12 protein-coding genes and 1 pseudogene are annotated in these 12,664 nt (G+C 69.9%); 8 read left to right on the top strand and 5 right to left on the bottom strand.

Features of this window, described 5'->3' with window-relative positions; all coding sequences use genetic code 11:
• Positions 1–105: 105 nt before the first annotated feature.
• A pseudogene (locus ABD093_RS19735) lies at positions 106–519 on the top strand (ATP-binding protein); the annotation flags it as partial.
• A gap of 191 nt (positions 520–710) precedes the next feature.
• Entirely contained in the window at positions 711–1,448 is a 738-nt protein-coding gene (locus ABD093_RS16165; protein ID WP_343925808.1) for a DUF429 domain-containing protein, read from the top strand.
• An 89-nt stretch (positions 1,449–1,537) separates the two neighbouring features.
• Here ABD093_RS16165 and ABD093_RS16160 read toward each other — a convergent pair whose 3' ends face one another.
• On the bottom strand, positions 1,538–2,734 hold the full coding sequence (locus ABD093_RS16160) for a hypothetical protein (protein ID WP_343925806.1): 1,197 nt from the start codon (positions 2,732–2,734) through the stop codon (positions 1,538–1,540).
• 218 nt (positions 2,735–2,952) lie between these two features.
• On the opposite strand from ABD093_RS16160, the gene ABD093_RS16155 reads away from it, so the two are divergent.
• Entirely contained in the window at positions 2,953–4,575 is a 1,623-nt protein-coding gene (locus ABD093_RS16155; RefSeq protein ID WP_193119477.1) for a DUF4127 family protein, read from the top strand.
• 338 nt (positions 4,576–4,913) lie between these two features.
• Here ABD093_RS16155 and ABD093_RS16150 read toward each other — a convergent pair whose 3' ends face one another.
• From ABD093_RS16150 to ABD093_RS16140, 3 genes are all read right to left on the bottom strand, one after another.
• A complete protein-coding gene (locus ABD093_RS16150) occupies positions 4,914–5,297 on the bottom strand; it encodes a type II toxin-antitoxin system VapC family toxin (protein ID WP_193119478.1) in 384 nt (127 codons plus the stop codon).
• Positions 5,294–5,557: a type II toxin-antitoxin system Phd/YefM family antitoxin gene (locus ABD093_RS16145; RefSeq protein WP_193119479.1), complete on the bottom strand. Its 264-nt coding sequence runs from the start codon at positions 5,555–5,557 to the stop codon at positions 5,294–5,296. The genes ABD093_RS16150 and ABD093_RS16145 overlap by 4 nt, the downstream gene beginning before the upstream one ends.
• A gap of 78 nt (positions 5,558–5,635) precedes the next feature.
• The gene (locus tag ABD093_RS16140) at positions 5,636–7,042 is read right to left on the bottom strand and encodes an FAD-binding oxidoreductase (protein WP_226851057.1); all 1,407 of its coding nucleotides are present in this window, start codon (positions 7,040–7,042) and stop codon (positions 5,636–5,638) included.
• Between the two features lie 271 nt (positions 7,043–7,313).
• Between ABD093_RS16140 and ABD093_RS16135 the strand changes: the two genes are divergently transcribed.
• On the top strand, positions 7,314–9,050 hold the full coding sequence (locus ABD093_RS16135; RefSeq protein ID WP_343925803.1) for a DEAD/DEAH box helicase: 1,737 nt from the start codon (positions 7,314–7,316) through the stop codon (positions 9,048–9,050).
• Positions 9,051–9,208: 158 nt separating this feature from the next.
• Here the strand turns inward: ABD093_RS16135 and ABD093_RS16130 are convergent, their stop codons facing one another.
• Complete coding sequence (locus ABD093_RS16130; RefSeq protein WP_343925801.1) at positions 9,209–9,811, bottom strand: LysE/ArgO family amino acid transporter; 603 nt, start codon at positions 9,809–9,811, stop codon at positions 9,209–9,211.
• A gap of 85 nt (positions 9,812–9,896) precedes the next feature.
• Between ABD093_RS16130 and ABD093_RS16125 the strand changes: the two genes are divergently transcribed.
• From ABD093_RS16125 to ABD093_RS16110, 4 genes are all read left to right on the top strand, one after another.
• Positions 9,897–10,901, top strand: coding sequence for an ArgP/LysG family DNA-binding transcriptional regulator (locus tag ABD093_RS16125; protein WP_343925799.1), 1,005 nt, complete (start codon positions 9,897–9,899; stop codon positions 10,899–10,901).
• 173 nt (positions 10,902–11,074) lie between these two features.
• A complete protein-coding gene (locus ABD093_RS16120; RefSeq protein ID WP_193119183.1) occupies positions 11,075–11,290 on the top strand; it encodes an amidohydrolase family protein in 216 nt (71 codons plus the stop codon).
• Positions 11,287–12,222, top strand: coding sequence for a ribokinase (locus ABD093_RS16115; RefSeq protein WP_343925797.1), 936 nt, complete (start codon positions 11,287–11,289; stop codon positions 12,220–12,222). The genes ABD093_RS16120 and ABD093_RS16115 overlap by 4 nt, the downstream gene beginning before the upstream one ends.
• A 143-nt stretch (positions 12,223–12,365) precedes the next feature.
• A complete protein-coding gene (locus ABD093_RS16110) occupies positions 12,366–12,662 on the top strand; it encodes a nucleotidyltransferase family protein (RefSeq protein WP_343925795.1) in 297 nt (98 codons plus the stop codon).
• Positions 12,663–12,664 lie beyond the last annotated feature (2 nt).

Below are 12,664 nucleotides of genomic sequence, written 5' to 3'. Positions count from 1 at the left end.
GTGCTTCCTGGCCATGGTTCATGATCTCGCTTCCCCAGCAAATGCTGGAATCAGCGTGTCCACGAACAAGGGGCAGGCCCCCCCGGACTCGCGGACCCCACCAGGCCCCTGGATATCGCCCGATACGCGAGAAACCCTCGGATCGCTCGTGTCTGCTCCGACCTCGGGATCACCCAAGAGCGCGGGGAAGGAATCCGACGCATGTTCGACGAGATGCGTCTCGTTGGCCTTGTCGACCCCGAATACCACCAGACCAGCGGAAGCGTACGTCTCACCCTGACCGCGCTCAGTCGGCTGAGTCCTGAGCAGCAGGCAGCTTTGCCCCGCGGTGCCGAGGAGATCCTCGCCGTGCTCCGACACAGGGAGCACCCACTGGGCACCGGAGAACTCGTCGAGGCGACGGGCCGCTCTCGACCGTGGGTCCGAGCACAGCTCGAGGAGCTACGCGCAAGCGGCGTCGTCCACTGGGAGGGGAAATCTCCTCGCGACCCACGCGCCACCTGGTCACTTCCGCGATGACGTAGAACGCCATCGGTACCTGCTCGACGCTACTCGAAGCTACTCTAAAAAATTCTTCGAGTAGCTTCGAGTAGACCTTGAGCCCCGTCTACATCACCCCAGGGGGTCACTCGATCTGCCGCACGAGCGGCGCCGTCACGGTCAAGGATCCCCACAGAGCCGTTCGGACCAGCCTCCGTTATCGTGGCGCGATGCACCCCGGCTCCACCTACCTCGGCATCGACCTCGCCTCAGACCCGAAACGTACTGGCATCGCGTGGCTGCGCGACGAGGGCGAGAAGGTCATGGTCGAGGACGTCCGGGTCGGCGCGGACGACGACACGATCGTCTCCGCGGTTGTGACGTCACAGAAGACCGGTGTCGACGTCCCCTTCGGGTGGCCGCGGTCGTTCGTGGAGCTGCTCGAGGCGCACCGAACGGCAACCCTCACTCCCCCGCCGAGCACGGGCCCGGACTGGAAGCGGCACGTCCTCTACCGCGCAACGGACCTCGAGGTGAGACGCCGGGTGGGGAAGAACCCGCTGAGCGTCGCCTCCGACAAGATCGCCTACCCCGCTATCCGCTGGGCAGGCATCGCCGCACGGCTCCGGGAACAGGGAGCCCCAGTCACGCCCGACGGACGCGGCATCGCGTGCGAGGTGTATCCCGGTGCGGCACTCGTGGCGTGGCAGCTGGCGGGCTACACCTACAAGGGCGCGAAGGGTGCGACGTCGCGGGCAGCCCTCGCCGAGCAACTGACCGCACGGCTCCCCTGGCTCGACTGGGCGGGCCACCGAGACGCCTGCGTGGACGACGACAACGCGCTGGACGCGGTGATCGCTGCCGTCGTCGCCCGCGACGTCGACCGTGGACTCGCAACGCCGGCACCTCCCGAGCTCGCAGAACTGGCCGCCGAGGAGGGCTGGATCTGGCTGCCCGAAGGATCCTAGGAGGTTTCTGGTCGCAGCGCCCTGAGCACGGACCTGGCCAGCATTTCGTACATGTGTAGCATTTTGTTCCCGCAAGCAATCACATGGCGTCAACCGACGAAGAAGCCCAACAACCGCCTCCACCAGGGTTTACGAGAGTTAGACCTCACAGGCTCTGGGGGTAGAGCGGGGTCCGTGGCTTCTCGCGGGCCGGATATATCCCGCGGCGCCATCGGTTCCCGTTGCTCCCGCTCACATCGGGCACGAGCTTCATCGTCTTCCGCACGTGCAGCTGCCGCTTGCCGCTCCCGTGCCTCGCGCTCTCGATCTGCCTTCTCTCGGGCCGCTTCCTCGGCAGCAGCTCTCGCCGCTTCCTCTCGGCGCTCGCGCATTTCCCTTACGGCTACTACTTCCGCCTTGTACTTCTTGACGTCGTCGCCCAGTAACCAGCCAGCCCAAGTCCCTCCGTTCGCACCCTGAATCGCCCGCTGCGGGTACCACTCTCGGCTCCCATCAAGCACTTGCTGAAGGAACGCCTGCAGAGGCAATCTGCTCGAGCGGAAGGACAGCTTGTCGTGGCCCAACTTTCCGACGGTGACGCCCGCAATGAGATGAACCTCTGTACTGCCGTCGCCTTGCCAGACGTCTGAGCGGAGTTGGTCGACAGTCAAGACCTTGGCATCAGCGCTGGGACCATCTCGGTACCCGAGGCGCACGCTTGGTTCGGAAAACAGTGGATCACGCTTACGCTTCCCTTTCGCTGTGTTCTTCTGACGATCAGATTCGGGCAGAAGCCACAGTGTGCGCATCCCGTTCTGTTCCCGCGCTTGACGTCTGGCAGTGAAGTCCGTCGAGACTCGCTGCACCTCGAAGGCGAAGGGGAACGGCGCGGACTCCACACGCAGATCGACCCGCGCACCTGCGACGTCCACCTCAAGTTCGGCGTCGTAGCCGAGTTCGATGCAGATCTCGCGGAGCTTCCCCTGGAGCCAAAGGTGCTCGTCGGTCATCCTCCCGCCGCCGCCAGCGGGGACGAAGTGATTGCATCCTGTCGAGTCCTTGTGGTTGCTGAGGTACCTGGTGCCATAAGCGTTCTGATGAGCGACGAGCCGTTGAGCGCACCCGCGATCCGGGCACACGAGGTGCACTCCCGTGCGATGAACTCTTGCCCAGTCGCTGCTGTTGCGGATCCACAGCACATCGCGCTCCCCCTGCACTCGGAAGAACTGCTTCTTCGTCTTGGAAGACTTTCCGGTCCCACCCGACTTGTGGCTCTGTCCCGAATGATTCTCACGTCGCTGTGCCATGTCTTCCATCCTCCACGGGCTACTGACACTTCAGGGGCACTACCCGGACCTGCTCTCCTGTCACAGAGCGGCGAGTCCCGGTCCGTGCGCCCCGTGGTGAGGTGACCTCGCTCAGCCTCGTGCCTCTCCGTCCTCATCCGTAGCCGTCTTTGCGGTATTCCTAGTTTCGCAACAGGGGCCCCTACTGCCGCGCCCGTCGAGAGCCATAGGCTCGGTGGGTGCGCGACTCCCGTACGCGCCTGTTCGGATCTGCGCATCCGCCCATCGCGGCGGCCGCACTCCCCGGCCATCACCTCGCACCCTCCAGGAAGGGCCCGAACCCCGTGCCAGAGAAGCTCCCCGAGACCGCCGCGGGGCGTCCGCGCATCGCGCTCCTCCCCCTCGACGATCGACCCGTGAACGTACGGCTCCCCGGCGACGTCGCCGCCGTGGCCGGCGTAACCCTCGACGTCCCGCCGACCGAGCTCCTTCCCTCCTACCGCACCGCCGGGGACCCCGAGGCCCTCGGCGCGTGGCTGCTCGAGCGCGCCGCCGGCCCGTCGACCGCACACGTCGTCGTCTCGACGGACATGCTCCTGTACGGAGGCCTCATCGCGAGCCGGACCAGCGGGGACAGCACGCGTGAGGTGCTCGCCCGGCTCGACGTGCTCCGCGAGGTCCGCCGGCTCCGGCCGGAGCTCCCGATCTCGGTGGTGTCCCTCGTGACCCGGGCGAGCAACTCCTATTCCGCCGCGGAGGAGCCCGAGTACTGGGCGGAGCACGGCAAGGAGCTGCACGCGTTAGGAGGCGACGCGCATCGTCTGCTCGGCGATGCCGAGGTGCTGCCGCTCGACGAGCTCACGTCCGTGCCCGCGCCCGTCGTGACGGACTATTCCCGCCGCCGGCTGCGGAACCATATGGCGACCTTGTCCACGCTTGATTTCGTCGAGGACGGCACGATCGACTTCCTGGCGATCACCGCCGACGACACCGCACCATTCGCCGCGGGCAGCGCGGAGCAGGTCTGGCTGCGGCACTGGATGAGGATGCTGCCCCGTGGCCGCGAGGTGCTCATGTATCCCGGGGCGGACGAGGTCGGTGCCGTGCTCGTGGCCCGCGCCCTCGCTGCGATGACCAGTGTCGAGGTGGCGTTCTCGGTGGCCTGCGCGGATCCCGAGGGCATGACCCGGGTCCCGCCGTTCGAGAACATGCCGCTGGCAGCTTCTGCGAGCCGGCAGATCCGTGCCGCCGGAGCAACCGAGGTCACCACGGGCGGGGACGTCACCCTCGTGCTCCACGCGCCTGATCCCGAGCGCCACGACATGTTCCGAGGCCGCCCGGAGAGGGTCGACACGGCCGCCGTGCAGGGCACCGTGGCGCTCATCAGCGCGCGCCTCGAGGGCGGGGAGAAGGTCGCACTCGCCGACGTGCGCTACCCCAACGGCGCCGATGAGGCCCTCGTGCGGGCACTCGCGGAGGCAAACCTCCTCGGCCGCCTGGAAGCGTTCGGCGGCTGGAACACGGCGGGCAACACGCTGGGCAGCGTCGTGGCCCTCGCCGCGGCCGGAGCAGTCGGCCGCGCCGCGGGCACGTTCGACCCGGCTGCCGCGCGCCGCGCACTCCTCACCCGTCTGCTCGACGACTTCGCGTACCAGTCCGTGGTCCGAGTCGACTCCGGCCCGTCCCTGTTCCCGGACCGCTTCCCGATGGCGGACGACGAGCGCGTCGCAGGTGCCGAACGCGCGATCCACCGCGAGCTCGAAGCGGTCCTGGACTCGGTGCTCCCGGGCGACGCCGTGCGGATCGCCGAGCTCACGCTGCCGTGGCGGCGGTCCTTCGAGATCGGGATCGCCCTGTCGTAGGGATATTCGCTCGTGACCGCCCACGGCAAGCAGCCCATGCCTGGCCCCATCGCAGAGGAGGCTTCTCCGCGCACCAGCGGGCCAAGCCGCTATAGTCGACACGCGGCAACCGCCTGGAGCTCACGTCAGTGGGTGCACCCAGGGGGCTGAGGGGACTGTGCGGGACGTATGGAGCCCGCAGATTCTCGGTGCCGCCCAGCTTCTCCCCGTGCGGGAGCACGAAGGCTCCTTCGACCTTGAGGTCTGAGGAGCCTTCGTCATGTCAGCACAGTGCAGGGTCGTCCCCTGAGCTGCAGGCGCCGTGACCATAGGCGAGGCCATGGGCGTGGCTGTGCGAGCTATCCCCGCCCGGGCAGGACCTTCAGCCCGAACTGCTGCGCCGCCTCCGCCAGCTCGCGGTCGAACGTCGCGATAGCGGTCATCGCCTCGCCGTACAGCAGCGCCGTGGACAGGTGCAGGGCATCCATCGCACGCAGACCCGAACGAAGCGAGAGGGCATGGTCTATGACCTCGCCGTCGACCGCATCGAGGTCGATCCTGGCCACGATCGCATCGACGTCCGCGTGGGAGCCGCCGCGGCGATCGACGGTCGCATGGAGTTCGACCTCGAGGAGCCGGGAGGAGAGCAGTGCCGCCCCGTCCTCGAAGAGGCTCTCGACCTCCACCACCCCGGGCTCGCGGCTGAGCAGCTTGTAGGCCGCCGAGGTGTCCAGATAGATCACGACCGCTCCCCGCGCATGTCCTCGATCATCTGCTCGGTGCTCCAGTCACGGATCGGCGTGGAGATCGCCGGGGCGCCGCACTCCGAGGCGGGCTGCAGCGTGCCTCCGGCCAGGCGCCGTGCCCGCCTGTCGGACTCGACCGGGGCGATGCGTGCGATCGGCTGCCCGCGATCCGTCACGATGATCTCTTCGCCCGCCTGCACGCGTGCGAGGACCCGGGCGGTCTGCTGGTTCAGTTCGGTGCGCGTCACGTGGACCATGGGACCACCGTACTCGCATCTACTAGTTCTAGTACAGGACGATTGTGGAGGCGGTGCACAGGCGAGGTGCGCCCGCCCCTACGGCGCCACGTTGTAGTTCTCGCGGAACAGATTCCCCGGGTCGTAGCGCTGCTTGATGCCCTGGAGCCGGCGGTACTTCTCCTGCCCGTAGATGGCGCGGGTGAAGTCGGTGATCGGGCGGGTGTACTCGCGGGCCCGGAAGTTCACGTACTCACCGTGCTCGCCGAGCTGCCGCATCGCGGCGCGGGCCTGCTGGGCGTAGGCGGTCAGGCGGTCGTCCTCCTCCTGCCCCTGCCAGAAGCCGTAGATGGTCATCCAGAAGCGGGCGGTGCGGTTGGGAAAGGCGGTCGCCTCCTCGGGCACGCGGGCGAAGGCGCCGCCGAGATGGTGGATGTCCACGCCGGTGCCGCGGCCCGGGATCGCCTCGGCGATCCCCAGGATCGTGTCCAGGGCGTCCTCGTCCATGCTGCTGAACGCGATGTTGCGCCAGAAGCCGCGGGAGCCGTCGGGGTACAGGTCATCCACCGCACTCTGCCAGCGGACCCAGTCGATCGGGCCCACGGTCTGCTCATCCGGCGGTGCCGCCCGGCGCAGACGATCCAGCAGGGCCTGGCCCTGCTGCTCCTTCTCGCCCACGTACACCCCGCGGATGATCAGCCAGGTCTCGTCGGTCCCGGCCGCCTCGGGGGCGGGCATGAACGTCACGATCGTGGTGAGCTCGTCGGGGAGGTTCCTCGACCACAGCTCGAAGGCGGCGAGCGCGCGGCGCCAGTACGGCCTGCGGTAGTACAGGCTCACGCCGAGCACCGGATCCGGCAGTTGCACCGCCTCGAAGGTGAAGGCGGTGACCACGCCGAAGTTGCCTCCGCCTCCGCGCAGCCCCCAGAACAGGTCCGGGTGCTCGGTTGCGCTCGCGACGAGCTGCTGCCCGTCGGCCGTGATCACCTCGGCGCTGACCAGCCTGTCCAGGGCCAGGCCCGCCCGGCGGATCAGCCAGCCCACACCGCCGCCGAGCGTCTGCCCGGCGATTCCGGGCCGGGACACCGTGCCCAGCGGGACAGCCAGGCGATATGGCGCGGTCGCGGCGTCGACGTCGGCCGCTCGCGCGCCGGGAGCCACCCTCACCCGCTGCGTCTGCGGATCGACGTGCACGTCCCGCAACTCTCCGAGGTCGAGCACGATCCCGTCGTCCACCGTGCCGAGGCCCGCGATGTTGTGGCCGCCGCCGCGCACCGCGAGCGGCAGCCCGGTCACCCGCGCGGCTTCCAGCACCGGGGCCACGTCCGCGACCGACGCGGCCCGGACGATCACCAGCGGGTACCGGTCGATCATTCCGTTCCAGACCTTGCGGGCCGTCTCGTAGTCGCCATCGCCCGGCTCCAGGCAGTTGCCCTCGACCGCTTCGCGCAGCCGCTCCAGCGCGGCGCGTGCCTCGGGAACGGGGTGACTATCGGTCATATCCATCGCGTGAACTCCCTGCGCCGAGGAGCGGGCCGGCCGGCCGGCCGCGCCGATCGTGCTCCTGACAGTAGCCCCGCAGGTCGCGCGGGACAACGGCAGAAGGTCCCTCACCCCGGGGTCGTCGAACGCGCACGGTCGGTCGTGCCGAGCCGCGAGGTGCGGCCCACCAGAGCACCGGGGTGCAGAAGAAGGGCGATCGGATCGCCGAGGGGCGTGAGATGCCCGCTGGGCGAGCCGTCCCAGCACGCATCGGGCACACCGGTAAGGTCGCGGGGTGCCCAGCCCTCGTCGATCCAGTACCCGCCGACGCAGCGGGTCCACCCGCCGGAAAGGCTCGCGGCAGTCGCAGCGGCCGTTGCCGGTCGCCGGCCCGGGCGAGCGGCTGTGGGTGCTCGACGTCCCCTACGGGACCCAGGTCGAGGGCGCCGCCTGGCATCCCAGCGTGAAGATGCACCTCTACGTCGGCCGTTCCCTGCCCGCGCACCTCGCGCCCTACGCACCCGGCCCGCACACCCTGGGCCGGTTCCTCGAGAACACGCTCAACCCCGATGATCCGACGCCCCCTCCCGAGCCGGCCGAGGATCTCGAGCCCCGCCAGAACCAGTACGAGGCGGCCGACGCGATCGCGCAGCGCGCCGCGGCCGGTGGCCGGCAGTTCCTGCTGGCCGACGAACCGGGCGTGGGCAAGACGATCTCCGCCGTGCTCGGCGCGAGCGCGGTGGGCGACCTCCGCGGTGCGAAGCGGGTACTCGTGGTCGCGGACAGGCCCGCCGCGATCACGATCGGACACTGGTGCCGCACCATCACCGCGCTGGGCGACAGCGGCCTGGAATGGGTGGTGATCACCTGGGACCGCCTGGAGAAGGTCACCGACTACGAGTGGGAGGTGATCATCGCGGACGAGGCCCACGCGCTGCGCCGGACCACGACGAAGCGGTGGAAGCTCTGGTCGCAGATCGCGGGCCACAAGCAGCCCCATGACACAGCCCCGTTCCTCATCGCGACGACCGCGACGCCCGGCCACACCCCGCTCGAGCTGCCCTATCTCGCTCCGGCCTACGCGCAGGCGCACGACGAGCCGATGAAGGACTGGATCACGGCGACCCAGCCCGCCGCCACGTTCACCGCCGCGCTCGAACGCCACGGGGTCGGCGTGGAGCGAGGTGGGCGCTACGGCGCGACCTGGACCACGGACGCGCAGCGGCGCGCTGCGGATCTCACCCTCGTGCGCGGCTGGCTCGAGGACGCCCAGCCCGCCGCAATGCTGCACCGCGCGGCGCCGTGGGGGCCGGTGCCGATCTCCGGGATGCCGGTGACGCTCACACCGACCGAGCGGAGCGCGTACGAGGCCGAATGGGGAGAGTTCTGCCGCGAGATGGACATCGCCCGGCGCGGCCACAACACCGCCAAGGGCCGGGCGGCGCTGCTGCGCTTCCGGCAGAAGGCCGGGCTGATCCGCGTCGACTCCACGGTCGCCTGGATCGCCCAGCAGGTCGAGGCCGAGAGGCAGGTGGCGTGCTCGGTCGAGTTCGTCGGGACCGCCGCTGACCCGATCGCCGAGCGTCTGCGGGATTCCGGTCTCGAGGTCGCCACGATCTACGGCCAGGGCCGGTTCGACGTCGAGGCCGAGCGGCTCCGGTTCCAGACCGGGCAGGCGAAGGTCTGCGTATTCACGACGGTCGCCTCGATCAGCCTGCACGCCGGCGAGACCCTCGAAGGCGGTCGCCAGGCGAGCACCGAGCCCCGGGTGGGCGTGTTCCACCAGGCCCGCTTCTCGGGCATCGCCGGCCGACAGGTCACCGGCCGCACCCACCGCGACCAGCAGGTCTCCCCCTGGCACATCGCCTACGCCGAGAACACCGTCGAGGAGCAGGTCAGCAAGGTGATGGTGGAGCGGATCGCTGCAGCGTCGGACACCGTGGGCGGCGACACGGCGGGGCTCACCGATGTCGCCCAGCTGCTCGGGGCGGACTGGCTGCCGGCGGCGAGCCTGACCGCGGACGGCGGCTGACTCCACGCACCGCGGCGATCCTCATGTCCCTGCGTGGTGACTGCGTTGCCGCCCTGACTCCCGGGAGCACGAGCGCACGACCCTAGGGCTCGAAGAGTTCGCCGCTGGGCTGCACCAGGCGGTCGTCACCATCACGGCGGCATGCCCCGGCTGCACCCTCACCCCAGCGCGAGCATCCCCGCCACCACCACCATGGACAGCGCCACCAGAGCGTCGAGCACCTGCCAGGAGCGGGGCCGGGAGAGCAGGCGGCCCAGGTGCCGCGCCCCGAGGCCGAGGGCGGTGAACCACACCGCGCTCCCGGCGATCGCCCCGACTGCGAAGAGGGGCGCCTCGCCGCCGTGGGTCGAGGCGATCGAGCCCAGCAGCAGCACGGTGTCGAGGTAGACGTGCGGGTTCAGCCAGGTCAGCGCGATCGCCGTCGCGAGAACCGGGCCGAGGCGCGCCCCCCGGCCGGTCCCGTCGACCTGGAGCGACTCGCCGCCGTGCAGGGCGCGCCGAGCGGCGAGGACCGCATACCCGAGAAGGAAAGCGACCCCGGCCCAGCGTGCGGCGACGACCACCTCGGGCACGGCGCGCACCAGGGCGCCGAGCCCGCTGGCCCCAGCGCCGATGAGCACCGCGTCCGAGGCGATGCACACGGCCACCACCGGCCCCACATGCTCGCGACGCAGCCCCTGGCGGAGCACGAAGACGTTCTGGGAGCCGATGGCGATGATGAGGGTGAGGCCGGCGAGGAAGCCGTGGAGCGCTGTGGTCACTCGATCGACGGTAGATCGCTCGGAGATGAAGCACCAGCAAAGCTTTGTAAGCCTTCTGAAGCACTGCTTCATCTAGCATGCCAGGATGCCGATCGATCCCGCTCTCGCCGAGACCCTTCGCGTCGTCGCCGAGGAGGGGACGCTCGACGCGGCAGCACGGCGTCTGGTCATGACCCCGTCGGCCGTGAGCCAGCGCCTGAAGCTCCTCGAGCAGCAGCTGGGGCAGCGCCTGCTGGTGCGCGCGCGGCCGGTGCGCCTCACCGAGCCTGGCCGGGTGGTGGTTCGCTTCGCCCGCTCCCACGCCCTCATCGAGCAGGAGGCGCGCGCGGAGCTGGGCCTGGAGGCCCAGGGCGAGCATCCTCGGATCGGGATCGCGGTGAACTCTGACTCCCTGGCCACCTGGTTCATGCCCGCTCTCGCTCGTTTCGGCCTGCACCACGACGCCCAGCTCGAGCTGCAACGGGAGGACCAGGACGAGACCGCACGCCTGCTCACCACGGGCGCCGCGATGGCGGCGGTGACCTCGGCGGCGTCGGCCCCGCCGGGATTCCGCGCCGTGCCTCTGGGAAGCTTGGTCTATGTCGCGGTCGCCTCCCCCGCCTGGCATCGACGATGGGCGGGGCCCGACGCACAGCCCGGCCCACCCGGACCCGAGGTACTCGCCCGCTCGCCGCGCATCGACTACGACGCCCATGACGATCTGCAGGCCACCTGGCTGCGAGGACAGGGCGTGACCCCGGCCAGCGCTCCGCGGCACCTCGTCCCCTCCACCCACGAGCTCGCCACCGCCGTCGAGGCGGGGCTCGGCTGGGCGATGCTGTTCACCCGGCAGGCGGAGCTCCTGCTCGGTTGCGGAGCCCTGATCCCACTCGGCGGCGACCCGGTGGCCACTCCCCTCTTCTGGCAGGTAGCGCGCACTCCCTCGCCGCTGCTCGAGGCGCTCACCGAGGCCGTGCTCACTACGGCGCACCGAGAGCTCGAACAGGATGACGACGGCGACAGGCGAGCCCCGGACAAGGTGGAGCAGCGGATGTCCCGAGAAGAACCCCGGCCAGCAGACACGCTTTCACCCGGCCGACGCCACTCCTGAACGATCGCTCGACCCGGACCCCGCGATATCGATCGGGTTCACCGGGGTTCGGGCCTGAGCATGGAGTACGACCTGATCCCCGGGGAGCCGGTCGTGGTCCACGAAGGCTTCTCCGCGGGGCACACCGTCTCCACGGAGTGGGCCCGCCCGCGATCGTCGATACCGCCGATGCCGTGGCCCATCTGATCCGCCTCGGCTACGGTGACCAGATCCTGCTCAGCCACGATCTGTTCCTCAAGCAGATGTGGAGCAGCATGGGCGGTGGCGGATTCGTCCTCGTGCCCACCGTCTTCCTCGAACTGCTCGTCGCGCGCGGTGTGGACCGCGACCGGGCGCAGCAGCTCATCACCACCAACCCGCAGCGATATCTCGGAGGAGCGCACCGATGACCGAGCAGAACCGGACCGGCCAGGGCCGGATCCTCGTGGTCGGATCCGTGAACGTCGACCTCGTCCTCGGGGTGCCTCGGCATCCGGAGCCGGGCGAGACCATCGCCGGCACCGGATCGCGGCGCTCCCCGGGCGGCAAGGGCGCGAACCAGGCGTGCGCGGCAGCCCGTCTGGGCGGCGACGTCCGCTTCGCGGGTCGCACGGGCACCGGGGCCGACGCCGATCTGGCGCTCGACCTGCTGCGCCGCGCCGGGGCGGACCTGACCGCCACGACCGAGGTCTCCGATGCGGAGACCGGGCTCGCCGTGGTGACCGTCGACGAGGCGGGCGAGAACAGCATCGTCATCATCGCGGGGGCGAACGGGTCCTGGACCCCGCAGGACATCGAGGAGCTCCGGGCCGAGGTGGCAGCGAGCGATCTCGTCGTCTCCCAGGGGGAGATCCCGGCCGCCGCCGTGGATCAGCTCTCGCAGCTCTGCGCCGAGACCGGCACGCGGTTCCTGCTGAACCTGGCACCGGTGATCGACGTCGCCGAGAGCACCCTCGCCATGGCGGACCCCCTCGTCGTCAACGAGTCCGAAGGACGCCTCGCACTGACCGCGCTGACCGGCTCTGACGCGCCCGACGACGACGTGGCCACAGTGCGCCGGCTGCGAGAGGCAGGAGTCCGCTCCGTGGTCATGACGCGCGGGGCCCGCGGCGCGATCCTGGCCGCGGACGCAGAGATCTCCGAGATCGGCTCCCCGACGGTGCAGGCCGTGGACACGACCGGAGCGGGGGACGCCTTCGTCGGCGCCCTGGCACTGGGCCTCGCCCGCGGCGAGAGCGCAGCCGACGCCTGCCGCCGTGCTGCGCGCGTCGGCGCCTTCGCGGTGACCCGGCACGGGGCGCAGCCGTCGTACCCGCAGCAGGAGGACGTCCTGCCGGGGTGATGCCCGGGGCGGGCGCACTGCTCGAGGCGCTCTGGTCGCGAGCCTTCTGCCTGAACCAGAGCTGAGCAGGGTTGCGCGGTCTCGTCGCCGGAAGAAGGACGTGAGACGATCAGCTCACGAGCTATCGACCCGGAGGAGCGTAGATGCTGTCCATCGACAGGGACACCATGGGCGATCTGGCCCGTCGACATCACGTGGTCCGTCTGGTCGCCTTCGGCTCGATGACGACCGACGCGTTCGATCCAACACGCAGCGATGCCGACTTCCTCGTCGAGTTCTCCGCGTCGTCGCCCTCCCCCTTCGAGGACTACTTCGGGCTGAAGGAGTCCCTGGAATCCATCCTGGGTCGCCCCGTCGACCTCATCTCCCCGACCAGCCTCGAGAATCCGCACTTCGCAGAGTCCGTCGCCCGGACTGCGGTCGAGATCTATGCAGCCTGACG

It is taken from the genome of Brachybacterium tyrofermentans (genome assembly GCF_039526165.1).
Taxonomy (GTDB): domain Bacteria; phylum Actinomycetota; class Actinomycetes; order Actinomycetales; family Dermabacteraceae; genus Brachybacterium; species Brachybacterium tyrofermentans.
This window is presented reverse-complemented; position numbering and strand designations above follow the sequence as displayed.

Coding starts and splice junctions, on each gene's coding strand:
- ABD093_RS16145 (WP_193119479.1), bottom strand. CDS start 5,557: ATGGTCCACGTGACGCGCACCGAACTGAACCAGCAGACCGCCCGGGTC.
- ABD093_RS16160 (WP_343925806.1), bottom strand. CDS start 2,734: ATGGCACAGCGACGTGAGAATCATTCGGGACAGAGCCACAAGTCGGGT.
- ABD093_RS16110 (WP_343925795.1), top strand. CDS start 12,366: ATGCTGTCCATCGACAGGGACACCATGGGCGATCTGGCCCGTCGACAT.
- ABD093_RS16125 (WP_343925799.1), top strand. CDS start 9,897: ATGCCGATCGATCCCGCTCTCGCCGAGACCCTTCGCGTCGTCGCCGAG.
- ABD093_RS16115 (WP_343925797.1), top strand. CDS start 11,287: ATGACCGAGCAGAACCGGACCGGCCAGGGCCGGATCCTCGTGGTCGGA.
- ABD093_RS16140 (WP_226851057.1), bottom strand. CDS start 7,042: ATGGATATGACCGATAGTCACCCCGTTCCCGAGGCACGCGCCGCGCTG.
- ABD093_RS16165 (WP_343925808.1), top strand. CDS start 711: ATGCACCCCGGCTCCACCTACCTCGGCATCGACCTCGCCTCAGACCCG.